This is a genomic window from Streptomyces uncialis (assembly GCF_036250755.1).
Lineage (GTDB): Bacteria > Actinomycetota > Actinomycetes > Streptomycetales > Streptomycetaceae > Streptomyces > Streptomyces uncialis.
This window is the reverse complement of sequence record NZ_CP109583.1, coordinates 7,492,918-7,519,893: the sequence shown is the minus strand read 5'-3', so window position 1 is coordinate 7,519,893 and position 26,976 is coordinate 7,492,918. Positions and strand designations below refer to the sequence as shown.

At 72.3% G+C, this 26,976-nt stretch carries 23 protein-coding genes; 6 read left to right on the top strand and 17 right to left on the bottom strand.

From position 1 onward, the window contains the following. The first annotated feature begins 669 nt into the window (after positions 1-669). Positions 670-1,098 (top strand): pyridoxamine 5'-phosphate oxidase family protein, encoded by a 429-nt coding sequence (locus OG711_RS31485; protein WP_073792225.1) that lies wholly within the window; start codon positions 670-672, stop codon positions 1,096-1,098. Positions 1,099-1,170: 72 nt separating this feature from the next. On the opposite strand, the gene OG711_RS31480 is transcribed toward OG711_RS31485, so the two are convergent. Genes OG711_RS31480 through OG711_RS31470 form a run of 3 tightly spaced genes read right to left on the bottom strand, consistent with a single transcriptional unit; the run spans position 1,171 to position 4,793 of the window. Then, complete coding sequence (locus OG711_RS31480; protein WP_329561892.1) at positions 1,171-1,998, bottom strand: 3-oxoacyl-ACP reductase; 828 nt, start codon at positions 1,996-1,998, stop codon at positions 1,171-1,173. 6 nt (positions 1,999-2,004) lie between these two features. Further along, complete coding sequence (locus tag OG711_RS31475; RefSeq protein WP_405674245.1) at positions 2,005-3,420, bottom strand: aldehyde dehydrogenase family protein; 1,416 nt, start codon at positions 3,418-3,420, stop codon at positions 2,005-2,007. A gap of 8 nt (positions 3,421-3,428) precedes the next feature. Continuing rightward, positions 3,429-4,793, bottom strand: coding sequence for a glutamine synthetase family protein (locus OG711_RS31470; RefSeq protein ID WP_329561891.1), 1,365 nt, complete (start codon positions 4,791-4,793; stop codon positions 3,429-3,431). A 234-nt stretch (positions 4,794-5,027) separates the two neighbouring features. Here OG711_RS31470 and OG711_RS31465 point away from each other — a divergent pair, with 234 nt between their 5' ends. Beyond that, a complete protein-coding gene (locus OG711_RS31465; protein ID WP_329561889.1) occupies positions 5,028-5,720 on the top strand; it encodes a gamma-glutamyl-gamma-aminobutyrate hydrolase family protein in 693 nt (230 codons plus the stop codon). A 123-nt stretch (positions 5,721-5,843) separates the two neighbouring features. Here OG711_RS31465 and OG711_RS31460 read toward each other — a convergent pair whose 3' ends face one another. The 3 genes from OG711_RS31460 to OG711_RS31450 all read right to left on the bottom strand — a co-directional run bounded on the left by OG711_RS31460 (position 5,844) and on the right by OG711_RS31450 (position 8,685). Further along, on the bottom strand, positions 5,844-6,206 hold the full coding sequence (locus OG711_RS31460; RefSeq protein WP_329564176.1) for a hypothetical protein: 363 nt from the start codon (positions 6,204-6,206) through the stop codon (positions 5,844-5,846). A 14-nt stretch (positions 6,207-6,220) separates the two neighbouring features. Continuing rightward, a complete protein-coding gene (locus tag OG711_RS31455) occupies positions 6,221-7,300 on the bottom strand; it encodes a transcriptional regulator (RefSeq protein WP_329561887.1) in 1,080 nt (359 codons plus the stop codon). A 461-nt stretch (positions 7,301-7,761) separates the two neighbouring features. Further along, positions 7,762-8,685 (bottom strand): LysR family transcriptional regulator, encoded by a 924-nt coding sequence (locus tag OG711_RS31450; RefSeq protein WP_073792231.1) that lies wholly within the window; start codon positions 8,683-8,685, stop codon positions 7,762-7,764. A gap of 70 nt (positions 8,686-8,755) precedes the next feature. On the opposite strand from OG711_RS31450, the gene OG711_RS31445 reads away from it, so the two are divergent. Then, positions 8,756-9,892 carry a TDT family transporter gene (locus OG711_RS31445; RefSeq protein WP_405674243.1) on the top strand — a complete coding sequence of 379 codons (1,137 nt, stop codon included), beginning with the start codon at positions 8,756-8,758 and terminating at the stop codon, positions 9,890-9,892. A 39-nt stretch (positions 9,893-9,931) separates the two neighbouring features. On the opposite strand, the gene OG711_RS31440 is transcribed toward OG711_RS31445, so the two are convergent. The 4 genes from OG711_RS31440 to OG711_RS31425 all read right to left on the bottom strand — a co-directional run bounded on the left by OG711_RS31440 (position 9,932) and on the right by OG711_RS31425 (position 14,480). Next, positions 9,932-10,663, bottom strand: coding sequence for a helical backbone metal receptor (locus tag OG711_RS31440; protein WP_073792233.1), 732 nt, complete (start codon positions 10,661-10,663; stop codon positions 9,932-9,934). 46 nt (positions 10,664-10,709) lie between these two features. Then, the gene (locus OG711_RS31435) at positions 10,710-11,291 is read right to left on the bottom strand and encodes a helix-turn-helix domain-containing protein (protein WP_073792234.1); all 582 of its coding nucleotides are present in this window, start codon (positions 11,289-11,291) and stop codon (positions 10,710-10,712) included. A 272-nt stretch (positions 11,292-11,563) separates the two neighbouring features. Next, positions 11,564-13,384 (bottom strand): ABC transporter permease/substrate binding protein, encoded by a 1,821-nt coding sequence (locus OG711_RS31430; RefSeq protein WP_329561884.1) that lies wholly within the window; start codon positions 13,382-13,384, stop codon positions 11,564-11,566. Continuing rightward, positions 13,377-14,480, bottom strand: a complete 1,104-nt coding sequence (locus tag OG711_RS31425) for a quaternary amine ABC transporter ATP-binding protein (protein ID WP_266513547.1) — start codon at positions 14,478-14,480, stop codon at positions 13,377-13,379. The genes OG711_RS31430 and OG711_RS31425 overlap by 8 nt, the downstream gene beginning before the upstream one ends. 322 nt (positions 14,481-14,802) lie before the next feature. On the opposite strand from OG711_RS31425, the gene OG711_RS31420 reads away from it, so the two are divergent. Beyond that, positions 14,803-15,708, top strand: a complete 906-nt coding sequence (locus OG711_RS31420) for a 5'-3' exonuclease (RefSeq protein ID WP_073792237.1) — start codon at positions 14,803-14,805, stop codon at positions 15,706-15,708. A 47-nt stretch (positions 15,709-15,755) separates the two neighbouring features. Further along, entirely contained in the window at positions 15,756-16,592 is an 837-nt protein-coding gene (locus tag OG711_RS31415; protein ID WP_073792238.1) for a siderophore-interacting protein, read from the top strand. Between the two features lie 13 nt (positions 16,593-16,605). Here the strand turns inward: OG711_RS31415 and OG711_RS31410 are convergent, their stop codons facing one another. After that, entirely contained in the window at positions 16,606-17,190 is a 585-nt protein-coding gene (locus OG711_RS31410) for a GNAT family N-acetyltransferase (protein WP_266513552.1), read from the bottom strand. A gap of 140 nt (positions 17,191-17,330) precedes the next feature. On the opposite strand from OG711_RS31410, the gene OG711_RS31405 reads away from it, so the two are divergent. Then, positions 17,331-18,302, top strand: a complete 972-nt coding sequence (locus OG711_RS31405; RefSeq protein WP_329561880.1) for a pseudouridine synthase — start codon at positions 17,331-17,333, stop codon at positions 18,300-18,302. A 26-nt stretch (positions 18,303-18,328) separates the two neighbouring features. Here OG711_RS31405 and OG711_RS31400 read toward each other — a convergent pair whose 3' ends face one another. The 6 genes from OG711_RS31400 to OG711_RS31375 form a co-directional block, all read right to left on the bottom strand. After that, positions 18,329-19,828, bottom strand: coding sequence for a cytochrome P450 (locus OG711_RS31400; RefSeq protein ID WP_073792241.1), 1,500 nt, complete (start codon positions 19,826-19,828; stop codon positions 18,329-18,331). A 313-nt stretch (positions 19,829-20,141) separates the two neighbouring features. Continuing rightward, positions 20,142-20,765: a GTP-binding protein gene (locus OG711_RS31395; RefSeq protein WP_073792242.1), complete on the bottom strand. Its 624-nt coding sequence runs from the start codon at positions 20,763-20,765 to the stop codon at positions 20,142-20,144. Beyond that, on the bottom strand, positions 20,746-21,120 hold the full coding sequence (locus OG711_RS31390; protein WP_073792243.1) for a DUF742 domain-containing protein: 375 nt from the start codon (positions 21,118-21,120) through the stop codon (positions 20,746-20,748). Before OG711_RS31390 ends, OG711_RS31395 begins: the two co-directional genes overlap by 20 nt. Then, a complete protein-coding gene (locus OG711_RS31385; RefSeq protein WP_073792244.1) occupies positions 21,117-21,524 on the bottom strand; it encodes a roadblock/LC7 domain-containing protein in 408 nt (135 codons plus the stop codon). Before OG711_RS31385 ends, OG711_RS31390 begins: the two co-directional genes overlap by 4 nt. After that, positions 21,521-23,278 carry an ATP-binding protein gene (locus OG711_RS31380; RefSeq protein ID WP_266513560.1) on the bottom strand — a complete coding sequence of 586 codons (1,758 nt, stop codon included), beginning with the start codon at positions 23,276-23,278 and terminating at the stop codon, positions 21,521-21,523. Before OG711_RS31380 ends, OG711_RS31385 begins: the two co-directional genes overlap by 4 nt. Before the next feature lie 684 nt (positions 23,279-23,962). Continuing rightward, the gene (locus OG711_RS31375; RefSeq protein ID WP_329561875.1) at positions 23,963-26,785 is read right to left on the bottom strand and encodes a DEAD/DEAH box helicase; all 2,823 of its coding nucleotides are present in this window, start codon (positions 26,783-26,785) and stop codon (positions 23,963-23,965) included. Positions 26,786-26,976: the final 191 nt, after the last annotated feature.

Sequence of the window (26,976 nt, the reverse complement as noted above, 5' to 3'; positions counted from 1 at the left end):
ACTCGTACGGCGGAGTTGTTTCGATCTACCGTATGGACAGCTGGTACGGTCGTACGGTAACTCGATCACGCCTGACGAGCGAGAGAGAACGGCCCATGTACCACGCGACACCGGCTCCGGCGGCGGGGCGGCCCCACCCTTCCGCCGCCGGAGCACCCCACCCCACCGGACGGAGCCGGACGGCCCGTCCCGCTCGCCCGCGCCCTGTGGCCCCGGCGATCGCCGGGGCCCCGGCCGCCACCCCCCACCCGCCGAGACAGGCCCCGCACCGCCACTGACGCCGGCGCGCGCCCCACCCCCCACCCGGACGACCCACCGGCCCGACACGCCACGGCCGTTGTGCGACGGCCGGCCGGACCCGCCCACCACCGGGTCCGTGACCGCCGACCGGACGTCGTACCTCGATCGCCACCCGCGCACGGAGCGTTCCGCGCGCCCTCCCCCCACCACCGTCACCTTTCATCACCCCGTCGCGCACGGCTGTGCCCCTGCGGCACGCCCGTGCTCCGGACAGCACCGTCCCCCTCCCCGTCATGTCCCGCCGGTCCCACCCGGCGCGCCCAGGGCCGAGCGCCCGGGGCCATGGCGGACCGCGCCGCGCGCGGCGGGAGCCGGTGCGGTCCGGTCGCGACGGGCCGGACCGACCCGTACCGAGACCAAGGAGACCCCATGCCCCTTACCCGTGAAGAGCGCGAAGTGTTCCTCGCCGAAGCCCATGTCGCGGCGATCGCGCTGGACTCGGGCGACCCGTACCGGGCCCCCGTCACCGTCCCCGTCTGGTACCAGTACGAGCCGGGCGGCGACATCTGGATCATCACCGGTGCCACGTCCCGCAAGAGCACCCTGATCGCCGCCGCCGGGCGCTTCACCCTGCTGGTGGACCGGACCACGCCGACCACGCGCTATGTGTCGGTGGAGGGTCCCGTCATCAAGACGATGCCCGCGACCCGGGACCACTACCACGAGATGGCGTCCCGCTATCTGCCCGCCGAGAGCGTGGACGCCTATCTCGCCCACGCCGAGAGCGAGCAGGGCGAACAGGTGGTCTTCCATATGCGTCCCGAGCGCTGGATGTCCGCGGACCTCGGCGGGGCCTGACCCCACGGCCCGAAGGGACGGCGTACCGGTGGACAGGACCGGTACGCCGTCCCGCCGCGTCCCCGGGGCGCGCTACAGCGGGGTGACGTAGGCGCCGGAGATCCCGCCGTCCACCAGGAAGTCGGTGGCGTTGACGAACGACGAGTCGTCGCTGGCCAGGAACGCGACGGCGGCGGCGATCTCGTCGGCCTCGGCGAAGCGGCCCACGGGGATGTGGACCAGCCGCCGGGCCGCGCGCTCGGGGTCCTTGGCGAACAGCTCCCGCAGCAGCGGGGTGTTGACGGGCCCGGGACACAGGGCGTTGACGCGGATGCCCTCCCGGGCGAACTGCACACCCAGTTCCCGGGACATGGCGAGGACGCCGCCCTTGGACGCGGTGTAGGAGATCTGCGAGGTCGCGGCGCCCATCCGGGCGACGAACGACGCGGTGTTGATGATGGAGCCCCGGCCCTGGCGCCGCATATAGGGCAGGGCGGCCTTGCAGCAGAGGTAGACGGAGGTCAGATTGACCTCCTGGACCCGCCGCCAGGCGGCCGGCCCGGTGGTGAGGATCGAGTCGTCCTCGGGGGGCGAGATCCCGGCGTTGTTGAAGGCGATGTCGACCGAGCCATAGGTGTCGTACGCCGTCCGGAAGAGTTCGTCGACCTGCCCGGCGTCGGTGACGTCGACCCGGACGAAGGTGCCGCCGACCGCGTCGGCCGACGCGCGGCCCGACTGCTCGTCGATGTCGCCGCAGACGACGCGCGCGCCCTCCGAGGCGAGTCTGCGCGCGGTGGCGAGGCCGATACCGCTGCCCGCTCCGGTGATCACGGCGGTACGGCCCACCAGCCGCCGGCAGACGGCCGCGGCGGGCCTGTCGTCGTCGGTGCGGGCGGGGCCGGCCCCGGGGGTGTCGGTCATGGGCGGTCAGACCTCCGTGCTGAGGAAGATGTTCTTGGTCTCGGTGAAGGCGGTCAGCGCGTCGGGCCCCAGCTCACGGCCGAGCCCGGACTGTTTGTAGCCGCCGAACGGGGTCCAGTAGCGGACGCTGGAGTGCGAGTTCACGGAGAGGTTGCCCGCCGCGACCGCCCGGGATACCCGCAGCGCGCGTCCCAGGTCCCGGGTCCACAGCGAACCGGACAGCCCGTACTCGGTGGCGTTGGCGAGCCGTACCGCGTCGTCCTCGTCGGTGAAGGGGAGCACCACGGCGACCGGCCCGAAGACCTCCTCGACGGCCGCGGGCGCGTCCGGGGCGAGACCGGTCAGCAGGGTCGGCGGGAACCAGAAGCCCGGTCCGGTGGGGCAGTCGCCCCGGACCCCCGGCAGCTCCCCGGGGACGTACCCGCGGACCCGGTCGAGCTGGGCGCGGGAGATCAGCGGCCCCATCTGGGTGCGTTCGTCGGCCGGGTCACCGACCCGGACCGCCTCGATCCCGGGGGCGAGCAGTTCCAGGAACCGGTCGTACACGGTGTCCTGGACGAGGATGCGGGTGCGGGCGCAGCAGTCCTGGCCGCTGTTGTCGAGGAAGGCCATCGGCGCGCTCGCGGCGGCGGCCTCGATGTCGGCGTCCGCGAAGACGATGTTGGGACTCTTGCCGCCGAGTTCGAGGGTCACCCGTTTCACCCGTCCGGCGCACTTCGCCATGATCGCCTTGCCGACCCGGGTGGAGCCGGTGAACACGATCTTCGCGACCCCGGGATGGGCGACCAGCGCGTCACCCGCGACCGGTCCGGTGCCGGGCAGCACCTGGAAGAGATGTTCGGGCAGCCCCGCCTCACGGCCCAGTTCGGCGAGCCGCAGCGCGGTGAGCGGGGTGGTCTCGGCGGGTTTGAGGAGGACGGCGTTGCCCGCGGCGAGGGCGGGCGCGACGCCCCAGGCGGCGATGGGCATGGGGAAGTTCCAGGGGGCGATCACCCCGATCACCCCGAGCGGTTCGAGGATCGTGAGGTCGATCCCGCCGGGTACGGGGATCTGGCGCCCGGTGAGGCGTTCCACTCCCCCGGCGGCGTAGTCGAGGAGGTCGCGGACATTGCCCGCCTCCCAGCGGGCGTTGCCGATGGTGTGTCCGGCCTCCCGGACCTCCAGTGCGGCGAGTTCCCCGATCCGCGCGTCGACGGCGGCGGCGAACCGGCGCAGGGCGCGGGCCCGGTCTGCGGGCGCGAGGGCGGCCCAGCCGCGCTGGGCGGCGGCGGCCCGGGTGACGGCCCGGTCCACATCGGCGGCGGTGGCGCCGGGGACGGTAGCGACGACTTCCTCGGTCGCCGGGTTCAGCACCGTCAGTTCGTACGGTGCGCCGGGGTCGCGGGGCGGGCGGAGCGGGTCGTCCTCGTGCTCGTGCGGCAAGGCGTTCCTCACAGGCGTTCGAAGGAGCGGCGCAGTTCCCAGTCGGTCACCGCGGCGTCGAAGGCGTCGAGTTCGACGCGGGCCATGGTCCGGTAGTGGTCGACCACCTCGTCCCCGAAGGCGGCGCGGGCGATCGTGCTGTTCTCCCAGAGCCCGGCGGCCTCGCGGAGGGTGGTGGGGACCCGGGCGTGTCCGGCGGTGTAGGCGTTGCCGGTGCAGGGTTCGGGGAGTTCGAGCCCGTGTTCCACCCCGTGCAGCCCGGCGGCGATCAGCCCGGCGACGGCGAGGTAGGGGTTGACGTCGCCGCCCGGGAGCCGGTTCTCGAAACGGGTGCCGGGGCCGTGGCCGACCACCCGCAGCGCACAGGTCCGGTTGTCATGGCCCCAGGCGACGGCGGTCGGCGCGAACGAGCCGGGCTGGAAGCGTTTGTACGAGTTGATGTTCGGCGCGTACAGCAGCGCGAAGTCCCGCAGCGCGGCGAGCTGACCGGCGAGGAAGTGCCGCATCACCGCGGACATCCCGTCGGGCCCGTCCCCCGCCATCACGGGTCGGCCGTCGGGGTCGGTGAGCGAGAGATGGATATGGCAGGAGTTGCCCTCCCGGGTGTCGTACTTCGCCATGAAGGTCAGCGAGCGGCCCTCCTGGGCGGCGATCTCCTTGGCCCCGGTCTTGTAGACGGCGTGCTGGTCGCAGGTGACCAGCGCCTCGTCGTAGCGGAACACGATCTCGTGCTGGCCGGGATTGCACTCGCCCTTGGCCGACTCGACGGCCAGTCCGGCGCCCGCCATCTCGTTGCGGATCCGGCGCAGCAGGGGTTCGACCCGGCCGGTGCCGAGGATCGAGTAGTCGATGTTGTACTGGTTGGCCGGGGTGAGGCCCCGGTAGTCGGCGTCCCACGCCTGCTCGTAGGTGTCCTCGAAGACGATGAACTCCAGCTCGGTACCGACCTGGGCCGTCCAGCCGTGTCCGGCGAGCCGTTCGAGCTGCCGGCGCAGGATCTGGCGGGGCGCGGCGGCGACCGGTGAGCCGTCGGCCCACGCGAGGTCGGCGAGCAGCAGGGCGGTGCCGGGGTGCCAGGGAATCCTGCGCAGGGTGGCGGGGTCGGGACGCATGGCGAAGTCGCCGTAGCCGCGGTCCCAGGAGGACATGGCGTAGCCGTCGACGGTGTTCATCTCGGTGTCGACGGCGAGCAGGTAGTCGCAGCCCTCGGTGCCGTGCTCCAGGACCTCGTCCAGGAAGAAGCGCGCGGCGAACCGCTTGCCCTGGAGCCGTCCTTGCATATCGGGGAAGGCCAGGACGACGGTGTCGATCCCGCCGTCCGCCACGAGGGCGCGCAGTTCCTCGACGCCGAGCGGGGGTGTGCGGTCTGCCACGGGGACGGCCTCCTTCGGTGCGCCGGGCGCCTAAGGTATTACCCGCGGCGCGCCGCCGGGCGGGTACCGGCTGCACGACACGTTCCCCGATCCTGCCCCGTCGGAACCGGTCCGCTCCCCCGGCCACCCCGCCGGTAACGCCACGCTCCGCGCCGCCCTGGACGATCCGCCGGACCGCGTCCCCCCGCCGAGTTCACTCCATGGAGTGATGGACCGTCAGAAGGAGTGTGCCCGGTGAGCAGGCCGCTGATCGGAGTGAGCACGTACCGCGAGCGCGCGCGGTGGGGGGTGTGGGAGCTGGAGGTGGCGCTGTTGGCGATCGGCTATCCCCGGCTCGTACAGTCCGCCGGAGCCCTCGCCGTACTGCTGCCGCCCGACGACCCGGCGCACGCGGCGGCGGCCGTGGCCCGGCTGGACGGGGTCGTCGTCGCGGGCGGCCCGGACGTGGAGCCGGTGCGGTACGGGGCGGAGCCCGATCCCCGGACCGGCCCTCCCGCGCGGGAACGGGACGCCTGGGAACTCGCCCTGATCGAGGCGGCGCTCGCCCACGGGACACCGCTGCTCGGGGTGTGCCGGGGGATGCAACTGCTGAACGTCGCGCTCGGCGGGACGCTCGTCCAGCATCTCGACGGCCATGTGGAGCGGGTCGGCACGTTCGGCACGCATCCCGTCACGGCGGTGCCGGGCACGTTGTACGGGACGCTGGCCCCCGGGGTGTCGGTGGTGCCGACGTACCACCACCAGGCGGTGGACCGCCTCGGGACGGGCCTTGTCGCCTCGGCGTTCGCGGAGGACGGCACGGTGGAGGCGGTCGAGGCACCGGAGGCCGGGCCGTGGGTGCTGGGGGTGCAGTGGCACCCGGAGATGGGGGACGATCTCCGGGTGGTACGGGGGTTGGTCTCAGCGGCGGCGGAAGGCCGCGGCTGATCCCCTTCGGGGCGTCATCCGCGCGAACGGGAATCCCTGTCACCGGTGGACCGGGGCGGGGCCGCCACACCCGACGAGGCACCCGGCCTTCCGGTCAGGGACCCTTGCTTGCGGAACCGGGACCTACTCCAGGCTGTTCTCGACGGCATCGAAGATGTCCGAGTCGGTCTCCCTCTGCCAGTCCGGCAGGTCGGGCCAGTCGGCCACGTATCCCGGCTTAGGGTCCTCGAAGTGCTTGAACATCTGTGCCGTCCAGCTCGTGGCGACGAACCGGCTCTTCTGCTCGCGCGACAGACGGGAAGCGTGACCACCACTCAGTTCGAGCAGCTGGCGCACCTGTTCGTAGACGGCACCCGCGGCCTCACGTTCCCAGTCCGGCGTCTGCTCCCATGGAGTCACGTAGCCCGGCTTCGGCTCGCCGGGGAAGTGCTTGCGCACTCCCGCGATCCACGCCTCACGAAAGACCCGCGCGCCCTCGGTGGTCATGCCATCCCCTCTCGTCACGCCGACAGACCGCCGATCTCGGCCTTCAGTTCGGCGACACCCCGGTCCCGCCTTACGTCGTCCAGCTCGGCGGTCAGGGTCGAGAGTCTACGGATGGCATACCCCGACCCGGAGGCCCGCGCCAGCGCCAGGGCTTCCCGTCCGTACCGCACGACCTGCTCCGAGTCCTTCCGTCTGGCCCCGATCGCCGCCAGATCCACGAGTACCGCGCCCCGGCGCCGGAAGGAAGGTCCGACGGCCGGCGGACCGAGCTCCAGCGCGTCCTTCAGGGCCGCCTCGGCCAGGTCGAGGCGGTTGAGCTGGAAATACCGGGCTCCGCGCTCCTCCGCCAGACGCGAACCGTCGAAGCGCAACCATCCGGCGGCCGGCTCCCGGTCACCGAGGTCGGCCACCTTCTCGGCTTCGTCCAGGGCCGCCTCACAGGCGTTGAGGTCTCCGAGGCCGGCAGACGCCTCGGCCTGCACCGCCGCGGCCCAGTACTTGGTGGCAAGGCCGCTGTCCCCGCGCAGGGCGACGCGCCGCGCGGCCCCCAAGGTGTCAGCGGCGCGCCGGTAGCGACGCTCGGAGAGATCCACGTAGGCGCTGCGGATCAGGGCGCACGCCCACAGGTCGTAGGCCCCGGCCTCCTTGCTCGCACTGGCCGCCAACGCGTAGGAGGAGGCGGCGTCGTGGTTCCGATCGGCGTCGAAGGCGAGCTCGCCCGCCAGTTGGAACAGGTCCCCGGCCGCGACACGGAGCGAACCTGCCCGGCCTCGTCCGTCGCGCAGCGCATCGTTCAAAGCGATGAGCTGCGACTGCACCGCGGGGTACACCGAGTGCTTGGCGCGAGCGAGCCGGTAGACCTGCCACAGATGACCGTTCATCCGCTCGAAGCCACCGGCACCGCCTTCCAGGGCACTTGCCCCGCCCGCGGGCACGGCGGCGAGCGGGCCCGAAACCGCCATGAGGTGCAGGAACTCACGTCGGATCATCGCGTCAGCGTCCCCCGGGCCGTAGTAGGCACCCGACGCGAACCGTCCGGGCTCCGGCGGCACCGCAGCCGGGGTGAGCAGAGCGTCGAGTTCTTCAAGGTCCATCTGTAGCACTTCGGCGACCTTGCGCCGCTGGGGAGTCGGACCGCCCGATGCCTACCACCGGGAAGGCGACCGACGGCCTCCGCATCCCGACCCCCGGCGCCGCCTGCCTCCGAGGACGACAGCGACCCGCACCCGGCGAACAAGGCAACAGCACCAGGAAGCGGCCCGTCAGGGGCGCGGGGAACTGCGCACCCACGAACGACCCGCACAGGGACAAGTACGCCCACCCGGGCAGACCCAGACGCGCGGGGAACCGCGCGAAAACGAGGGCAACACGCACCCGTCGAACAAGACACAAGCACCAGGGGTGCCCCGAAAGGGGCGCGGGGAACTGCGCACCCACGAACGACCCGCACAGGGACAAGTGGGTCCAGCCGGGCAGACCCACAGGCGCGCGGGGAACCGTGCGAGAAGCGGACGACCAGCACCCTGCACAGCCACCCGCACGGGCCCCGCACGGGTCACCAGTGGGTGAGGGTGAGGAGGTCCCGGGCCGGACCCGTGGGGCGGGGGCCCCGGGGCCAGGTCGCACGCAGGGCGCGGGTCAGGGCGATGTCCTGGAGGGGGACGGCGACGAGGCGGCGCGCGGCCAGTTCCTCCCCGACCGCGAGTTCGCTGAGCACCGCGGGCCCCGCCCCACCCACCGCCGCGGCCTTGACCGCGGTGGTGGACGACAGCTCGATCAGGGGCCGCGCCAGCCCACCGAGCGCCGCGGCCAGCACCTCCCGGGTCCCGGAGCCCTCCTCCCGAAGGATCAGCGGGGTCCGCGTCAGCTCGTCCCCGGCCACCGGCCGTCCGCGCCGGGCCCAGGGATGCCCGGGCGCCGTGACGACGACGAGCCGGTCGTGTCCGATGACCACCGAGTCCAGGCCGGGCGGCACGCCCACCCCCTCGACGAACCCCAGGTCGGCCTCGCCGGACAGCAGCCGCCCGGCGACCGCGGCGGAGTTCCCCGCGAGCAGGGACACCGCGGTGTCCGGGTGGCGCGCGCGCAGCGCGATCAGCCAGCCGGGCAGCAGATACTCGGCGATGGTCATGCTCGCGGCGACCCGCAGCCGCGAGTCCCGCCGGTCGCGCAGCGCCTGCGCCCCCGCGTCGAAGACCTCCGCCGCCTCGACGATCCGCCGCGCCCAGTCGGTGACCAGCGCTCCGGCGTCGGTGAGCCGGGACCCGCGCGGGGAGCGGTCCACCAGGGCCACCCCGAGCTGCCGTTCCATCGCGCGGACGCGGCTGCTGGCGGCGGGCTGGGTGATGCCCAGCTCCCGGGCGGCCCGGCCGAGGCTGCCCAGCCGGGCCACGGCGAGCAGCAGTTCCAGTGCCCCGAGGTCCGGCACCCGGTGCGCGAGCGGACCGCTCCGCTGCCCGCTTTTGCTCCCTTGACCCATAAATCCAGCTTATGCCCTCATAGCAACAACACCCCTGGTGGGCGGTCGGCCGCCCCGCGACGGTGGACCCATGCTCCATACCGCCGCCCGTCCCCGGATGTCCCCGCCGCCCGCCGGACCGCCCGCCGCCGGGGCCGCGGTCCGGCCCGGCACCCGTCATCTCGGGCCCAACTGGTACGCGTGTGTGATGGGGACCGCGATCGTGGCCACCGCCGGGGCCGCGCTCCCCGTCCGGGTGCCGGGGCTGCGGCCCGTGTGCGTGGCGGTGTGGGCGCTGTCGGTGCTCGCGCTGGCGGCGGTGACGGCCGCGCGCGCGGTGCACTGGCGGCGGCACGGGGACCAGGCCCGCGCGCATCTGCGTGACCCGGCGATGGCGCCGTTCTACGGGTGTCTGTCGATGGCCCTGCTCGCGGTGGGCGCCTCGACGGTCGCGGTGGGCCGGGACGTGCTCGGCGAGCGGGTCGCGGTGGTCCTCGGCGCGGCGCTGTTCACCGTGGGGACGGTGACCGCTCTCGCGGTGGCGGTGGTGATCCCGTATCTGCTGGTGGTGGTGCGGCATACACCCCCGGCGCGTCCGGCGCCGGTGTGGCTGCTGCCGGTGGTGGCCCCGATGGTGGCCGCGGCGACCGGTCCGCAGTTCGTGCCGTACCTGCCGGCGGGGGCGGCCCGGGGGACGCTGCTGTTCGGCTGTGCCGCGCTGTTCGGGATCGGGCTGCTGGGCACCCTGATGATGCTTCCGGCCGTCTTCGCGACGCTGGTGGCGGACGGTCCGCCGCCGCTCGCGCTGACCCCGACGCTGTTCCTGGTGCTGGGGCCGCTGGGGCAGTCCACGACGGCCGCCGGACGGTTCGCGGAGCTGGCGCCGGACGCGGTCCCGGCGGCCCACGCGCGCGGGTTCGAGGCGTTCGCGGTGCTGTACGGCGTGCCCGTGACGGGGTTCGCCCTGCTGTGGCTGGCGTTCGCGGGCGCGCTGGTGGTGCGGGCGCGGCGGCGCGGTATGCGGTTCACGATGACGTGGTGGGCGTTCACCTTCCCGGTGGGCACCTGTGTGACGGGCGCGGCGGCGCTGGCCGACCGGACGGGACTGGCCGTGTTCGGGGCGCTGGCGGTGCTGCTCTTCGTCACGCTGGCCGGGGCCTGGACGGTGGCGGCCGTCCGGACGGTCCAGGGGCTGGCGCTCGGAAGCCTCCCGGCCGCGCCCCGCTGACCGGGCGGGTCGTACGGGTGTCCGGGGCCCGGCCGGGTGTCATCTGCGGCGCAGCAGCTCCCGCAGCCCCGCGCCGACGGTCCCCGGCGCCTCCGCCAACGACGGCCCGTACCAGGTGAGATGACGGCCGCTGACGAACGCCGCGGGGAACGGCAGCGCGTCGGGTCCGTCGTCGGGGCCGAAGGGGTACGGCTCGTCGGGCAGGACCGCCAGATCGGCGCCGCAGGACCGCAGTTCGTCGAGCGGGACATGGGGATAGCGGTCGGGATGGCCCGCGTACAGGTTGTCGACCCCGAGGCGGGCCAGCATGTCCCCGGCGAAGGTGTCGCGGCCGAGGACCATCCAGGGCCGCCGCCACACCGGTACCACGGCCGTGACGCGTTCCCAGGGTTCGGGCAGCCCGGACCACACGGACTCGGCGAGATCCAGCCAGGCGGGCCGTCCGTCGGCGCCGCACGCCTTGAGCACCCGCTCCAGTTCGCGGAACGCCTGCTGGACCGTGCGGATCTCGGTGACCAGGACCTCTACGCCGGCCGCCCGAAGGGCGTCGAGGTCGGGGCGGCGGTTCTCCTCCTCGTTGGCGACGACCAGGTCGGGGGCGAGGGAGACGATCCGCGGCACATCGGGGTTCTTGGTGCCGCCGACACGGACGGCGCCGAGGTCGTCGGGGTGGGTGCACCAGTCGGTGACGCCGACGAGGGTCCCGGGCAGGGTGGCGGCGACGGCTTCGGTCAGTGAGGGCACCAGGGAGACGATCCGGGCAGATTTCACGGGATCAGACTAGTCAGCCGGAATGTGCCACGGGAGGGAGTCGATCTCATCTCCTCCGGTCCTGCACAGCGTCGATGTGCTCGGCGACGGCCACCACCAGGACCCGGGTGTCCGGTTCGGTGGCCCGCCAGCGGTGCCGCACTCCCCCGGTCAGGTACAGGGTGTCCCCGCGGCCGAGACGGTGGGCCCGGCCCTCCGCCTCGATCTCGACGGCGCCGTCCGCGACGTACAGCAACTCGTCGTTGCGGTGCTGGAATTCACGGGCCGTGTCATGGTCGCCGGTGAACTCGGTGGCGTGCAGCTGGTGGTGGCCGCGGACCAGGGAGCGGGCCCTGCTGCGCTCCCCGCCGGGGGACCGGAGGTCCTGGCCGGGCGGGGTGTCGGCGCGGACGACATCGACCGTGCAGGCGGGATCGGCGGCGGCGAGCAGCTCGACCGCGGTGGTGCCGAGCGCGTCGGCGACCTTCTCCAGGGAGGCGCGGCTGGGCCGTGCCCGTTCGTTCTCCACCTGGCTGAGGAAGGGGACGGACAGCCCGCTGCGCTCCGCGACCACGGCGAGGGTGAGTTCCAGGGACCGTCGCCGCCGCCGTACGGCGGCGCCCACCCGAAGGGTCTCCTTCTCGTCCATCGCTCCGGCTCCCTCCCGTGTCCGTGGTGCCGTGTGACCCGACCGGGGTCTCCGTCGGGTTTCTGCACCCTACGCGTGTTCGGCAAACGGCCGTCGCCGGGATCACCCGTGAGGGGCGGGCCCCGTCGTGCGACGGGGCCCGCCCCTCATGGTCGGACATGATCGGCGGTTCGGCTCGCCGGAGCCGGATTTCCGGCCATTTCACAGCCGGGCGGATGACACCGGGCGGAGGACGCCGGGCGGTGGGTGCCGGGCGGTGGGTGCCGGGCGCTCTACTCGGCGGCGGCCCGGTCACCGGGCACCGGTGCCCACTTGTCGACGGTGTCCGGGTGCTTCTCCAGCCAGTCGCGGACGGCCTGCTGCTCCTTGCCCTTGCCCGCCTTCTGGATGGCGGACTCCAGGTCGGTGAGCTGCTTCTCGGTCATCCGGAAGTCCTTCAGCCAGCGGCCGACCTCCGGGTGGTCGTCGCTGAAGCCCTTGCGGCTGAGGGTGTGCACCTCGTCGCCCTCGCCCCACGCACCCTTCGGGTCCTTGAGCTTCTTGAGGTCGTAGTCGCTGTACGCCCAGTGCGGGGACCAGAGGGTGACGGCGATGGGCTCCTTCTTGGCGTACGCGCGCTTGAGCTCGGCGAGCATCGCGGGGGTGGAGCCGTCCACGACCTTGTACTCGTCGCCCAGACCGTAGGCGCCGACGACATCCTTCTTGAGCAGGCCCATCATCCCGGCGCTCGGCTCGATCCCGATGATCCGGCCCTTGAAGCGGTCGCCCTGCCCCTTGAGGTCGGCCATGGAGTCCACGCCCTTGACGTAGCCGGGGACGGCGATCTCCAGTGAGGTCGGTCCGTACCAGGCGCCGAGGTCTTCGAGCTGCTTGCCGTACCTCTTCCAGTACTCGGCGTGGGTGACGGGGAGCCAGCCGTCGGTCTGGAAGTCGATCTGTCCCTGGGCCAGACCGGTGAACAGCGGTCCGGCGGCGTACTGGGTGGTCTCGACCTCGAAGCCGCGGCGTTCCAGGAGTTCCTTCCACAGGAAGGTGGTGGCGATGCCCTCGTCCCAGGGGATGTACCCGATCTTGACGGTGTCGCCCTTGCCGACGTCCGTGGCGGAGTCGGTGGTCCCCTTGTCGCCGGGGGTGCCGAAGATGCCCATGCCGCCCGCGACGAGCGCGAGGACGACCACACCGACGACCGCGACGGCCGGGCGGGGGCGGTGCTGCCAGATCCGCAGCTCACCGGCGGCCCGCGCCTTGGCGGCGGCGCGGCGGCCGAGCGGCGATATCTGGTCACCGAGGGCGCCGGTCATCCGGTCGAGGTAGATGGCGAGGACGACGATGCCGAGGCCGGCCTCGAAACCGAGTCCGATGTTCAGCTGGCCGATGGCCTCGTTCACCGCGCCGCCGAGGCCGCCGGTGCCGACCATGCCCGCGATGACGACCATGGACAGGCCCAGCATGATGACCTGGTTGACGCCCGCCATGATCGTGGGGAGCGCGAGCGGGAGCTGCACCCGCAGCAGGGTGTTGCGGGGGGTGGTGCCGAACGCCTCGGCCGCCTCGACCAGTTCCGCGTCGACCTGGCGGATGCCGAGTTCGGTCATCCGTACCCCGGGTGCCAGCGCGAAGATCAGGGTGGCGACGACTCCGGCGGGCACGCCCATGCCGAAGAACAGGATCGCCGGGATCAGCAGCACCATCGACGGCATGGTCTGGAGCAGGTCGAGGACCGGCCGGACGACGGAGCTGACCGTCTGCGAGCGGGCCGCCCAGATACCGAGCGGTACCCCGATGACCAGGGCGATCACGGTCGCGACCAGCACCAGGGACAGCGTCGACATCGACTTGTCCCACAGTTCCATGGAGTCGATCAGCGCGAAGCCGCCGAAGGCGAGGACACCGGCGACCAGTCCGCGCAGCCACCAGGCGAACAAGGCGAGGATGCCCGCGAGAAGCAGGGGTTCCGGGGCGGTGAGAACGGCGTTGGTGCCGTCGTACATGCCCTCGACCAGGCTCTTCAGCGCGTCGAAGAGCCACGCCATATGGGTGACCAGCCATTCGACACCGCTGTCGACCCAGTCACCGAGATGCAGCCTAGGCATCGGTGCTCACCGCCTTGCCGGTCGTCGCGGCGGCCTTGCCCGCGCCGTCGCAGGGCACCTCGGCCCGTACCGCCTCGTCGCCGTCCGCGAGGAAGCCCACCAGCCGTTGCTGGGGCACCACCCCGATCAGCTGCTTCCTCTTGTCGAGCACGGCGACCGCGTGCGGCACCCGGGCGCTGATGCCGCACAGGTCGGCGAAGGCGGTGTCGGCGTACGCGGTCTCGCAGCCGCAGTCGGCCTCGTTGCCGCGCAGCTCCCCGTCCATCACGGCCGACGCGGTCAGTACGCGGGAGCGGTCGACGTCCTGGGTGAACGCGGCCACGTAGTCGTTGGCCGGGGTCATCAGGATGTCCTCGGCGCTGCCGGTCTGCACGATCCGGCCGTCCCGCATGACGGCGACCCGGTCCCCGAGCCGCATGGCCTCGTTGAGGTCGTGGGTGATGAAGACGATCGTCTTGTTGAGGCGGCTCTGGAGTTCGAGGAGCTGGTCCTGCATATCGCGGCGGATCAGCGGGTCCAGGGCACTGAAGGACTCGTCCATGAGCAGCAGATCGGCGTCGGTGGCGAGCGCGCGGGCCAGGCCCACCCGCTGCTGCATCCCGCCGGACAGCTCGTCGGGCCAGGACTTCTCCCAGCCGGCGAGCCCGGTGAGGCCCAGCGCCTCGGCGGCGCGCTCCTCCCGTTCGGCCCGGGGCACGCCCTGGACCTCCAGGCCGTAGGCGGCGTTCTCCAGGACGCTGCGGTGGGGGAACAGCGCGAAGTGCTGGAACACCATGCTGATCTTTCGGGCCCGGACCTCGCGCAGCTCGCGGGGGCTGAGCGCGGTGAGGTCCTGACCGTCGAAGAGCACCTGTCCGGCGGTGGGCTCCAGCAGTCCGTTCAGCATGCGCAGCAGCGTGGACTTGCCGGAGCCGGAGAGACCCATGACGACGAAGATCTGGCCGGGATCGACCGTGAAGGAGGCGTCGATGACGGCGGCGGTGGCCCCGTCGGCGCGCAGCTCCTCGCGGTCCGCTCCCTGGCGGAGCCTCTCGACGGCGGCATCGGGTCGTCTGCCGAACACCTTGTACAGGTGCGCGGCCTCAAGCCTGGACACATGAACCTCTCGGGTCGAACCAATACGGCCCGCCTTTCCCCCGGGCGGGCCGTGGAGACGCGGGGTCGGCCCGCTGCCGGTGCGCGCGTCCGGTGGAGATGGACGGGCCCGGTTCGCTCCGGGAGCGCGCCTGCCCGTAGATGCATGTACCAAACACAGAAGTGGCGCGGGTCACATTTCGCCCGGTCCGTCCCTGGGAGCGCCACTCGTCCCGAGCCGCCCCCCTCGGGTGGAACGTCCGGTGCGGCCGGGGCGTCGGGCACCCCGGACCGTCAGTGCCGTGCGGCATGATGCGCTCGTGACTCAGCGAACCCGACGGCTCATGCTCCTCGACACCGCCTCCCTCTACTTCCGGGCCTACTTCGGCGTCCCGGAGTCGGTGAAGGCACCGGACGGCACCCCGGTGAACGCGGTGCGCGGTCTGCTCGAATTCATCGACCGGCTCGTCAAGGACCATCACCCGGACGATCTGATCGCCTGTATGGACGCCGACTGGCGGCCCCAGTGGCGGGTCGACCTGATCCCCTCCTACAAGGCGCACCGGGTGGCGCGGGAGACCCCGGCCGGTCCGGACGAGGAGGAGGTGCCCGACACCCTGTCCCCGCAGGTGCCGGTCATCGAGGCGGTGCTGGACGCGCTGGGGATCGCCCGGGTCGGGGTCGAGGGGTACGAGGCCGACGACGTGATCGGTTCGTTCACCGCCCACGCGACGGGCCCGGTGGACATCGTGACCGGTGACCGCGACCTCTACCAGCTGGTGGACGACGCCCGGGACGTGCGCGTGCTGTACCCGCTCAAGGGCGTCGGCACCCTCCAGCTCACCGACGAGGCGGTCCTGCGCGAGAAGTACGGCGTGGGGGGCGCCGGGTACGCGGATCTCGCGCTGCTGCGCGGCGACCCCTCCGACGGACTGCCCGGGGTGCCCGGCATCGGCGAGAAGACGGCGGCCAAACTGCTGGCGGAGTTCGGCGACCTCGCCGGGATCATGGCCGCGATCGACAGTCCGGCGGCCCGGCTGACCCCGACCCAGCGCAAGCGGCTGCACGAGTCCCGGCCCTATCTCGCCGTCGCCCCCAAGGTCGTCGGGGTCGCGCTGGACGTACCGCTGCCGCGGGTGGACCCGGCGCTGCCGCGCGCCCCGCGCGACCCGGCGGCTCTGGACGCGCTCGCGCAGCGCTGGGGGCTCGGTGGATCACTGGCCCGCCTGCTCTCCACTCTCCAGTCGTGAGATGCTAACTTAGGTAAGCCTAAGTACCAGTGATCAGGGGAGTCCTCATGGCCGAGCGACCTGTACGCCAAGCACCGGCGACCCATCTGGGACGCGTCGTGCGCACGGAGCGGATCACCCCGCACATGCACCGGGTGGTGCTGGGCGGCGAGGGGCTCGCCGACTTCGCGGCGGACGAGTGGACCGATCACTATGTGAAGTTCCTGTTCCCCCCGGCCGGGGTGAGCTATCCCGAGCCGTTCGACATCCAGCGCATCCGCGCGGAGGTCCCCCGGGAGCAGTGGCCCGTGACCCGCACGTACTCCGTGCGGTCGTGGGACCCGGTGACACGTGAAGCCGTCTTCGACTTCGTGATCCACGGCGACGCGGGCATCGCGGGCCCCTGGGCCGCCGCCGCCCGCCCCGGCGACACCGTCCGCATCCTGGGCCCCGGCGGCGCCTACGCCCCCCAGGCGGACGCCGACTGGCATCTGCTGGCCGGTGACGAGAGCGCCCTGCCCGCGATCGCCGCCTCGCTGGAGGCCCTTCCGGCGGGTGCCGTCGTCCATGCCTTCGTGGAGGTCCCCGGCCCCGAGGAGGAGCAGAAGATCGCGACCGACGCCGAGGTCGTCTGGCTGCACCGGGGCGAGCGCCCGGTCGGTCAGGCCCTGCTCGAAGCGGTGCGAGCCCTCCGGTTCCCGGCGGGCCGGCTCCAGGCGTTCGTCCACGGCGAGGCCGGTTTCGTGAAGGAGCTGCGCCGGATGCTGCGGATCGAGCACCAGGTGCCCCGCGAGGACCTGTCGATCTCCGGTTACTGGCGCCTCGGGCACAACGAGGACGGCTGGCAGGCGTCCAAGCCCGAGTGGAACGCGCAGGTGGAGGCCGAGCAGGAGAAGACGGCCTGACCGGGCCCGCCCCTCACACCGGGTCCCCGGCCACCCGGGCGTGCAGATGCATGTCGTACCAGCCGTCCTGGTGGAGGGCCGCCGAGCGTTTGGTGCCCTCCTCCACGAAACCGGACTTGGCCGCCACCCGGCAGGACGCGTCGTTGCCGATCGCGTGCATGAGCTCCAGCCGGTGGAAGCCGATCCCGAAGGCCCAGCGGCTGAGCGCCCGCACCGCGCGCGGCGCGACACCGCGCCCCCGCGCCGACGGCACGGTCCAGTACGCGACCTCCGCCACGCCGTCGCCCAGCTCGATGCTCCGCAGGGCCACCCGGCCGACCAGTTCGTCGCTGTGCGCGTCGGCCACCGCCCACTGCGCGTCGCGTTCACCGGCCCAGGCGGCCCGCCAGCCGGCGATCCAGCGCAGCACCTCGTCCGGTGAGTCGGCGCTGCGGACATGCCACTGATGCAGAGTGGGGTCCTGGAACGCCGTGAACACGGCGGAGGCGTCGTGATCCGCCCACGGCCGGGCCACCAGCCCGCCCTCGACCTCCATCGAGGGCTGGGGAACCCTCGCGAGCGTGCCCGCGGCCACCACGTCGTTCACCAGAGTAGGCATCCCCCCATCCTGCCTAACCCACCCGGCCCCGACCACCACTTTTCCCAGCCCGGCCGCCCCGCCCCGGGGACCCCGGCCACGCCCGGCGCGACCCGCCCCGGCCGCGAGGCGGACCCGGTCCGGGACTACCCTCGACCCCGATGAGCCGAAGGCGCCGCACCCCGCCCCCGCCCGCCCCGCTCCCCCAGCGCGACGGGATCGACCCGGTACGTCTGCGACTGCCCGCCGCCGGACCCGACACGGCCAACTGGCCGACAGTACGGGACCATCTCGTGGACCGGCTCGCCCCGTCCGCCGACACCATCGACGCCCTGCTCGGCGCCGGTGCCTTCGTCACCGCAGACGGCACTCCCGTCACCCCGCTGACCCCGTACGTCCCAGGGCTGTACGTATGGTTCCACCGGCCCCGGACACCGGAGACACCCGTCCCGTTCCCGCTTCCCGTGGTGTACCGGGACGAGCACATCGTCGTCGTGGACAAGCCCCACTTCCTTGCCACCACCCCGCGCGGCGGCCACATCACCGAGACCGCGCTCGCCCGGCTGCGCCGCGACCTGGACCTCCCCGCCCTGGGCGCCGCGCACCGGCTCGACCGGCTGACGGCCGGGCTGGTCCTGTTCACGGTCCGCCCGGAGGAACGCGGCGCGTACCAGACCCTGTTCCGCGACAAGCGGATCCACAAGGAGTACGAAGGGCTGGCCCCGTACCGCGACGATCTGGAGCTCCCCCGCACGGTCCGCAGCCGTATCGAGAAGGAACGGGGCGTCCTCACGGCCCGCGAGGTGCCGGGCGAACCGAACGCGGAGACCCGGGTGGAGCTCATCGGCAACGCCGGACCGGACTCGGCGGCGCGCTACCGGCTGCTGCCCCGCACCGGCCGCACCCACCAGCTGCGGGTGCACATGAACTCCCTGGGCATCCCCCTCATCGGTGACCCGCTGTACCCGGTGGTCCTGGACCCGGTGGCGGACGGCGACTTCCGTGCACCGCTGCGGCTGCTGGCCCGGGTCCTGGGGTTCACGGATCCCGTCACGGGCCTGCGCCACCGCTTCGTCAGCGCCCGGCGGCTCGACGGGGCCCCCGCGCGGCCACCGGAACCGCCCGCGCGCTGAACCCCGGCCCGCGCCGTCCTCCCCGCTCAGGCCGCGCGCCACCAGCGCGCGAGCCGCCGCCACAGCCCGCGCGGCACCGGCTGGGGAGCGGGGGCCACCGGCTCGGCGGGCGGCGGCAGCGGACCGGCCGCCCCGGCCGGCCGGTCGGGCGCCACCACGGGACCGGGCGCCGACAGCGGCGCGGGCGACGACACCTGCCAGTCGCCGCCCGCCGCGGCGGGCACCCCGAGGCTGGGCCGGGTCATCACGTCCTGGGTGGGCTGCGGGGTGAAGGTCACCGGCAGTTCCACCAGATGCCGCGACAGGATCGACGAACGCCAGCGCAGCTCGTCCTCGCCGATGTCGAGCTGCACGTCCCGCAGCCGCATCAGCAGCGCGTCCACCCCCGTGTCGGCGATGGCCCGGCCGATGTCCTGCCCGGGGCACTCGTGCGGGCCGCCGCCGAACGCGAGATGCGAGCGGTTGCCCTGCATATTGGCCTCCAGGTCCGGGCGGACCTCCGGGTCCACATTGCCCGGCGCGATCCCGAAGATGAGTCCTTCCCCCGCCCGGATGCGCTGACCGCCCAGCTCCGTGTCGTGCTTGGCGAAGTAGCCCACCATCGCGCTGAACGGCGGCTCATCCCAGAGGATCTGCTCCACCGCCTCGGGCACGGTCATCTGGCCGCCGCCGAGCTGGGCCCGGAACCTCGGATCGGTCAGGATCATCCGCAGTACGTTCGAGATGAGATTGGCGGTCGCCTCGTACGCGGCGATGAGGACGAGCCGCAGGTGCTGGGCGACCTCGTCGTCGGTGAGCCCCGACCCATGGGCGAGCAGCGCGCTGGTGAAGTCCTCCTCCGGCTGGGCCCGGCGCCGCAGGACCAGGCTCATCAGCGCGCTCATCACGTACTCGTTGCTGGCGATCGCGGTCTCGGTGCCCTTGATCATGTCGCGGGCGGCCTGCACCATGCGCTCGTCGTACTCCTCCGGCATACCGAGGAGTTCGCACATCACCGCCATCGGCAGCTGCTCGGCGAACTGGCTCACCAGATCGGCGCGGCCGTCCTCGCAGATGTCGTTGACCAGGCGCTGGCTGTAGCGGTTGATGTAGCGGCGGACCCCGCGGGCGTCGATGCCCGACAGGGCGCCGGTGACGGCGCCGCGCAGCCGCTGGTGCTCGGCGCCTTCGGCGAAACTACAGATGGGCTGCCAGGAGAAGACCGGCGCCAGGGGGTGGGTGGGACCGGCCGTGCCGTCCTTGACGGCGTGCCACTCCCGGGCGTCACGGTTGAACGTCGAGGGTGTACGGACCAGTTGCAGGTTCTCGCCGTGGCCGAGGACGGCCCACATCGGGACGTCGTTGTGGATCAGTACGGGGGCCACCGGGCCGTGCTCGGCGCGCAGCTTCTCGTAGAGGCCGGCCAGATCGGCGTCGGCCTCGGGCCCGTACAGCCTGCGTCTGCCCGCGGCGAGGCCGTGGGCGGGACAGCCGGGCGGCGGGGACGCGGCGGGATCGTCGGTGCCGGGGAGGTGAGGGGGAGTCATCACGGTGGTCGCTCCGAGAAGTCCGGGCCGGTGGCGGGGTACGGGCAGGGGGGCGGGAAGGGCGTGCCGGGAAGAGCGTTTCGGGAAGGGGGGCGGGCACGGGCGGCGGCGGGCGGACCGACCGCCCGGCCCAGGTGGAGGTCCGCCCCGGGTGGGCGCTCCCGGGCAAGCGGTCCGGGGCAAGCGGTCCGGGGCAAGCGGTCCGGGGCAGGCGGAGAAGGGGTTCAGGCAGGTGACCGCCCGGGTCGGACAGCGGCCCGGGTCGGGCGGAGTGCCGGTCGTATATGGGGTGCCGGTCGGACAGGGGTGCCGGTCAGGCGGGGGTCCGGGTCAGTGAGTGCAGGAAGTGCATCAGGGTCATCAGCGCGTCCCGGCTGGACGCCCGCTGCCGGGCGTCGCAGTTGACGATGGGGATGTCCTCCGACAGATCGAGCGCGGCCCGCAGTTCCCCGACGGGGTAGCACGGGGCGTCCGGGAAGTCGTTGACGGCGATCACGAACGGCACCCCGCGTTCCTCCAGCCGCCCGATCACGTCGAAGCTGACCTCCAGCCGCCGGGTGTCGATCAGCACGACGGCGCCCAGCGCCCCTTCGAACAGGCCGTTCCACAGGAACCAGAAGCGTTCCTGGCCAGGGGTGCCGAACAGGTACAGCACCAGTTGCTCGGTGATGCTGATCCGTCCGAAGTCCATGGCGACCGTCGTGGCGGTCTTGGTCTCGGAGCCGTAGTTGTCGTCGACACCGATGCCCGCCTGGGTCATCGTCTCCTCGGTGGTGAGCGGCCGGATCTCGCTCACCGCGCGGACCATGGTGGTCTTGCCGACCCCGAAGCCGCCCACGATCACGATCTTGACGGCCGCGGTCGCGGTGTCCGGAAGGTGATCCTCTGCGCGTGGGCCCGTGATCGTGCCGATGCTGTCAGAGTCGTTGAAGTCCATGTATCACCGCTTCGAGAAGGGAACGGTCGGGCAGCGCGGAACGCACGATCGGTGCGCGTGCCTGGACCAGATCCGCCGCCAGTAGTTCGGTCAGCAGCACGGTCACCACGCTGAACGGCAGGTTGAGATAGGCCGAGATCTCGGCGACGGACAGAGGCGAGCGGCACAGCCGGAGCACGGCCGCCTGTTCGGGCTGGGCGGTGGGCGGCGGTTCGCAGCGGGTGACGATCAGGGTCACCAGGTCCACCTCCGCCCGTTCGGTCCCCTCTGCGCCGCCGGCGATGACGTAGAGGCGCTCCGGGTCCTTCTCCGGGGCGGATCGGGGGGCGCGGCGTTCGCGTTGCGGAGGAGTCATACGGCCTGCCCGTCCCGCCTCGGGGGACTGGTGAGATGGGCGCCGATCCGTACCACCAGGTCACGCATGCGGTTGCTCATCAGACCCGCGTCGACGGTCTCGTCGGCGAGGACGGCGAGGAAGGCCCCCGCGCCGGCCGCCATCAGATAGAAGTAGCCGCCGCTGACCTCGATGATGACCATGCGCATCCGGCCGTCGCTGTCGGGGATCTCGGCGGCCACGGCGCTCGCGAGGCTCTGGAGTCCGGCACAGGCCGCCGCGAGCCGGTCGGCCGCGTCGGGTTCGCCGCCGAAGCGGGCGATCCGGAGTCCGTCGGCGGAGAGCACGACGACCTGCCGGGTGTGCGGGACTCCGTCCGCGAGTTCCTTGAGCATCCAGTCGAAATTGGCGCGCTGCTGGATCACTTGCGGTCCCCCTCGTCCATGAGGTCGTCGGTCTCCGGGCGTGCCTGCGGGTGCGGGCCGGTGCGATGGCCCTGTGCGGTGCCGTTGACGACACCACCGCTGCCGTTGACGGCGGTACCGGGGCGGGTGCCCCCGGGGCCGTGGTGCGCTGCGGGGTCGCCGGAGGCGTCCGGTCCGGTCGGGCCGGTGCCGTCGGGACCCGCCGTGTCCGGGGTGGTCGGCGCGCCCTTGATGCCGTTCATGAACGCCTCGACCCACAGGCCCGGTTCGGGCTCGTCGGGCTTCTCGGCCTGGGCCGGTACGGGGACCCGCCAGGGGTCGGGTTCCCCGGCGGCCTCCGCGGCGGCCGACGCCGCGGCCTCGGCGTAGCGCTGGCTGAGCGGGGTCTTGACCCGGCTGCGGCGCTGCGGCAGCCCGTTCGCCGTCCATTCGGTGACGACCGGTACGTCGTCGTCGGTGGCGCCCGTGGGCGTCAGATCGTCGGAGGGGCGGCGCGGGCCGGTGGTCGGACGGCGCTTCTTGGCCTTCCGCTTCAGTTCCTGCATGGGGGTGCCGTCGTCGTTCACCCGGGGTACGGCGGTGGCGCCGATACCGTGGGCGAGTCCGGGCGCGGGCCCCGAGGTGAGCATGTCGCGCGGCACGACGAGTACGGCGCGGACACCGCCGTACGCGGACTGCCGCAGTGAGACCTGCATATGGAACATCTGCGAGAGCCTGCCGACGACGGCCATCCCGAGGCGGGGCGTCTCGCCGAGGTCCTTGAGGTCGATACCGGCCTGCGCCTGGGCGACCATCCGCTCGGCCCGCAGCCGGGCCTCCTCGCTGAGACTGACCCCGCCGTCCTCGATCTCGATGGCGATACCGGTCTGCACCTCGACGGCGGTGACATGCACCCGTGTGTGGGGCGGCGAGTAGCGGGTGGCGTTGTCGAGGAGTTCGGCGGCGGCGTGGATCAGGGGCTCCACATGGGTGCCCTTGATGGCGACCTTGGCGATGGAATGCAGGTCCACGCGCCGGTATTCCAGGATGCGGGACATGGCGCCGCGCAGCACGCTGAACAGCGGTACGGGCTTGGGCCACAGACGTCCCGGCCGGGCGCCGCCGAGTACCGCGATGGAGTCGGCGAGACGGCCGATCAGCGCGGTGCCGTGGTCGATGCGGAGCAGGTCGTCGAAGACCTCGGGGTTGCGCCCGTGGTCCTCCTCCATCTCCCGCAGTTCGGCGGCCTGCTGATGGACGATGGCCTGGACCCGGCGGGCGATGTTGACGAAGGCACGCTGGGTCGCCTCCCGCATGGCCTCCTCGTTGTCGACGATCGTCAGGACGTCCTTGAGCAGGGTGCGCTGGGCGTCGGGGAGGTCGCGGTAGGCGGGGTCGGCGTCGACGACCGCGCGCATCACCTCGGCGGGCGACTCGCCCTGGCGCAGCCGGAACAGCGCGTCGGGCAGGAGCTGGCTGCCGAGGTGGATCAGTTCGGCGTCATGGGCGGCGATCCGCCCTTCCAGACAGTCGATCTGGCGGGCGTGCTCGACACGCTGGGCCTCCAGCCGCCGTCCGCGCCGTACGGTCTCGGCGCCGATCGCGGCCACCAGCACGGTGCCGATCACCCCGCACAGGGCGACGACCAGCCGGGCCGGTTCCGTGACCGCGGCCACACAGCCCCCGGTCACCGCGGCCATCAGGACGGTCGGCAGCACCTGGACGCGGAGACGCGGGACTTCTCGGCCACCGGGAGGCGCTTGAACACTCACCATGTATGCCCTCTAAGACAGTCGACTCGTGGAGTTGTCGGGGATTGCGGGGAACTTCGCGGTTTCGTAGCGGTCAGGGATGTTTCCAGTGTGATTTCCGGGTGCTGGACGTGCGGGAGCGTCCGGGATGATTCCCACCAACGGGAAGCCCGGGAACAAACGCCCGATTTCGTCTCAACTCAGCGCGCTGCGGGCGAGCTTAGTCCGGCCGCATCTTCGCTGTGTCATATTCCGCAAGCACCTGAAACCAGGCCGCCCACCCCGCTAGACTCGCCTCTTTTACACACAGGGCCATCACACACACACGCCGAGTGATCACCCGCACCCGACGAACAACGCACCGGGGCACCCCCAGGGGCGCGAGGAACTGCGCGACGAAGGCGACCCGCACCCGAGGAGCAACGAACCGGCGCAGCATCCAGGGGCGCGAGGAACCGCGCACCCACGGACCACCCACACAGGAACAAGCACGCCCAGGCATGGAACCCCGAAGGCGCAAGCGAAGGCGACCCGCACAGGAACAAGCACGCCCAGGTACGAAACCTCGAAGGCGCAAGCGAAGGCGACCCGCAGGCAACAGACCCGCCCGCAAACGCCAGACCCCCGGAACGCAAAAAGGGGCCCGCCCGCCCCGCACAAGGGGACGACCGGGCCACCGACACCGTGGGGTGACCCCACGGCAGGGGGTCACCCCACCGACGAGTACGCCACCACACCCCGCAACAGGCCGTCCACGGCCTTCCGCGCGTTCCGGGCGACCGTCGTGGACCCCTCCGTACCGCTCACGGGAGCGGCCGCGGAGATCTGCCCGAGGACGTCGATCACCTGCTTGCACCACCGGACGAAGTCCCCCGCGGGCATGTCGGCCTCACGCAGCACCTCGTCCAGCCCCTTGTCGGAGGCCCACATGTACGCGGCCCAGGCGAACCCGAGATCAGGCTCGCGCTGACCTACGCCCTCCGTCTGGTTGATCTTGAAGTCCTCCTCCAGGGCGTCGAGCCTGCCCCAGATGCGGACCATCTCGCCGAGTGCCTCCTTGGCCTTCCCGGAGGGCACCTTGGGCGCCAGCGCGTCGTCCCCCGACCGGGACTCGTAGACCAGGGCGGACGCGCACGCGGCCAACTCCGCGGGGCTGAGGCCCTCCCAGACCCCGGCCCGCAGGCACTCACTGGCGAGCAGATCGAGTTCGCCGTAGAGCCGGGCGAGCCGCTTGCCGTTCTCCGTGACCTCGTCGCCCCGCAGATAGTCCAGCTCGGTGAGCAGCTTGACGATCCGGTCGAAGGTACGGGCGATGGTGTTGGTGCGACCCTCGATCTTGCGCTCCAGCTGGGTGGTGTCCCGCACCAGCCGGTGGTAGCGCTCGGCCCACCGCGCGTGGTCCTCGCGGTCGGAGCAGCCGTGGCACGGGTGCGCGCGGATCTCCGTGCGCAGCCGGGCGATCTCGCGGTCGTCCGCGGCGGCGGCACGCTGCTTGTGGTGCCGGTCCGGCACGATGTGCCCCGCCTTGCTGCGCAGCGCGGACGCCAGGTCGCGACGGGACTGGGGCGAGCGGGCGTTGAACGACTTCGGGATGCGCATCCGCTCCAGGGGCTCGACCGGTACCGGGAAGTCCATCGCGGCGAGCCGCTTGACCTGCCGCTCCGCGGTGAGGACCAGCGGGCGCGGACCGTCCTGGTGGTCGAAGCCGCGGTGGCCGTGGGAACGCCCGGCCGGCAGCCCCGGGTCCAGGACCAGGGCGAGACCCGCGTACTTGCCGGTCGGCACATGGATGACATCGCCCGGCTTGAGCTTCTCCAGCGCCCCGGCCGCGGCGGCCCGCCGCTGGGAGACCCCGTGCCGGGCCAGCTCCGTCTCCCGGTCCCCCAGCTGGCGGCGCAGCCGGGCGTACTCCTCGAAGTCGCCGAGGTGGCAGGTCATGGAGGCCTTGTAGCCCTCCAGCCCCTCCTCGTTGCGCTGCACCTGGCGGGAGATCCCGACCACCGAGCGGTCGGCCTGGAACTGCGCGAACGACGTCTCCAGAAGCTCCCGCGAACGGTGCCGGCCGAACTGGTCGACGAGGTTGACGGCCATGTTGTACGAGGGGCGGAAGCTGGAGCGCAGCGGATACGTACGGGTACCGGCGAGACCGGCGAGGTGCTCGGGGTTCATCCCGCGCTGCCACAGGACGACGGCGTGGCCCTCGATGTCGATACCGCGGCGGCCGGCGCGGCCGGTGAGCTGGGTGTACTCGCCGGGGGTGATGTCGGCGTGCTGCTCACCGTTCCACTTGACGAGCTTCTCCAGCACGACGGACCGGGCGGGCATGTTGATGCCGAGGGCGAGGGTCTCCGTGGCGAAGACGGCCTTGACCAGGCCCCGGACGAAGAGCTCCTCCACGACCTCCTTGAAGGTCGGGAGCATGCCCGCGTGATGCGCCGCGATGCCCCGCTCCAGGCCCTCCAGCCACTCGAAGTAGCCGAGGACATGGAGATCCTCGTCGGGGATGGAAGAGGTGCGGGCCTCGACGATCTCCCGGACCTTCGCACGGGCCTCGTCGTCGTTGAGCCGCAGTCCCGCGTGGAGGCACTGCTGGACGGCGGCCTCGCAGCCCGCGCGGCTGAAGATGAAGGTGATGGCGGGCAGCAGTCCGCCGGCGTCGAGGCGTTCGATGACCTCGGGGCGGCCGGGTGTCCAGACCCGGGAGCGCTGCCGGCGGTCGCGCTCGCGGTCGGCCTCGCGGATGTTCTTCCCGCGGCGTTTGTCGCGGCCCCAGGTGGGGCGGGCCGACTCCATCCGCGCCATCCGGGTCAGATCGGGGTTGACGGCCCGCTTGCGGCCCTCGCCCTCCTCGAAGAGGTCGTACATCCGGCGCCCCGCGAGCACATGCTGGAACAGGGGTACGGGGCGGTGCTCGGAGACGATCACCTCGGTGTCACCGCGGACCGTGTCCAGCCAGTCGCCGAACTCCTCGGCGTTGGACACCGTCGCCGACAGGGAGACCAGGGTCACCGACGGGGGGAGATGGATGATCACTTCCTCCCAGACCGCGCCCCGGAAGCGGTCGGAGAGGTAGTGCACCTCGTCCATGACCACATAGCCGAGGCCCAGCAGGGACTGCGAACCCGCGTACAGCATGTTCCGCAGCACCTCGGTGGTCATCACGACCACTGGCGCGTCGGAGTTGACGCTGTTGTCACCGGTGAGCAGACCGACCTTGTCGGCGCCGTAGCGCTTGGCGAGGTCGCTGTACTTCTGGTTGGACAGTGCCTTGATGGGCGTGGTGTAGAAGCATTTCTTGCCCTGCCCGAGGGCGAGGTGCACGGCGAACTCGCCGACGATCGTCTTGCCTGAGCCGGTGGGCGCCGCGACAAGCACGCCCTTGCCCGCTTCGAGCGCCTTGCACGCCTCTGTCTGGAACGGGTCCAGATCGAATTCGTACATGTCACGGAAGGCGGCGAGCGCGGTGGCCTGCTCGGCGGCGCGCAGTCGTGCCGCCGCGTACCGCTCGGCCGGGGAGAGATCCTCTGTCATCGTGCTTTCGAGATTACCCGCCACCTCTGACAGAGGGCGATCATTATCGGGAAAGCGGTATCCGCGCTGGTCAGCGCGGCGGCCTCAGCGGCCCCCGGGGTCACCGGCGCCACCCTGGACGCCCCGGGCACCCGCGCGGACGGCGCCCCGGGCACGCCGAGGAGCGTCCGCGCGGTCGCGCCGACGGGGTC

What these genes read in the sequence shown, in the direction of transcription:
- OG711_RS31485 (WP_073792225.1), top strand. Translation starts at nt 670, where the DNA reads ATGCCCCTTACCCGTGAAGAGCGCGAAGTGTTCCTCGCCGAAGCCCAT.
- OG711_RS31480 (WP_329561892.1), bottom strand. Translation starts at nt 1,998, where the DNA reads ATGACCGACACCCCCGGGGCCGGCCCCGCCCGCACCGACGACGACAGG.
- OG711_RS31460 (WP_329564176.1), bottom strand. Translation starts at nt 6,206, where the DNA reads ATGACCACCGAGGGCGCGCGGGTCTTTCGTGAGGCGTGGATCGCGGGA.
- OG711_RS31455 (WP_329561887.1), bottom strand. Translation starts at nt 7,300, where the DNA reads ATGGACCTTGAAGAACTCGACGCTCTGCTCACCCCGGCTGCGGTGCCG.
- OG711_RS31450 (WP_073792231.1), bottom strand. Translation starts at nt 8,685, where the DNA reads ATGGGTCAAGGGAGCAAAAGCGGGCAGCGGAGCGGTCCGCTCGCGCAC.
- OG711_RS31445 (WP_405674243.1), top strand. Translation starts at nt 8,756, where the DNA reads ATGCTCCATACCGCCGCCCGTCCCCGGATGTCCCCGCCGCCCGCCGGA.
- OG711_RS31435 (WP_073792234.1), bottom strand. Translation starts at nt 11,291, where the DNA reads ATGGACGAGAAGGAGACCCTTCGGGTGGGCGCCGCCGTACGGCGGCGG.
- OG711_RS31430 (WP_329561884.1), bottom strand. Translation starts at nt 13,384, where the DNA reads ATGCCTAGGCTGCATCTCGGTGACTGGGTCGACAGCGGTGTCGAATGG.
- OG711_RS31420 (WP_073792237.1), top strand. Translation starts at nt 14,803, where the DNA reads ATGCTCCTCGACACCGCCTCCCTCTACTTCCGGGCCTACTTCGGCGTC.
- OG711_RS31415 (WP_073792238.1), top strand. Translation starts at nt 15,756, where the DNA reads ATGGCCGAGCGACCTGTACGCCAAGCACCGGCGACCCATCTGGGACGC.
- OG711_RS31410 (WP_266513552.1), bottom strand. Translation starts at nt 17,190, where the DNA reads ATGCCTACTCTGGTGAACGACGTGGTGGCCGCGGGCACGCTCGCGAGG.
- OG711_RS31405 (WP_329561880.1), top strand. Translation starts at nt 17,331, where the DNA reads ATGAGCCGAAGGCGCCGCACCCCGCCCCCGCCCGCCCCGCTCCCCCAG.
- OG711_RS31400 (WP_073792241.1), bottom strand. Translation starts at nt 19,828, where the DNA reads ATGACTCCCCCTCACCTCCCCGGCACCGACGATCCCGCCGCGTCCCCG.
- OG711_RS31395 (WP_073792242.1), bottom strand. Translation starts at nt 20,765, where the DNA reads ATGGACTTCAACGACTCTGACAGCATCGGCACGATCACGGGCCCACGC.
- OG711_RS31390 (WP_073792243.1), bottom strand. Translation starts at nt 21,120, where the DNA reads ATGACTCCTCCGCAACGCGAACGCCGCGCCCCCCGATCCGCCCCGGAG.
- OG711_RS31380 (WP_266513560.1), bottom strand. Translation starts at nt 23,278, where the DNA reads ATGGTGAGTGTTCAAGCGCCTCCCGGTGGCCGAGAAGTCCCGCGTCTC.
- OG711_RS31375 (WP_329561875.1), bottom strand. Translation starts at nt 26,785, where the DNA reads ATGACAGAGGATCTCTCCCCGGCCGAGCGGTACGCGGCGGCACGACTG.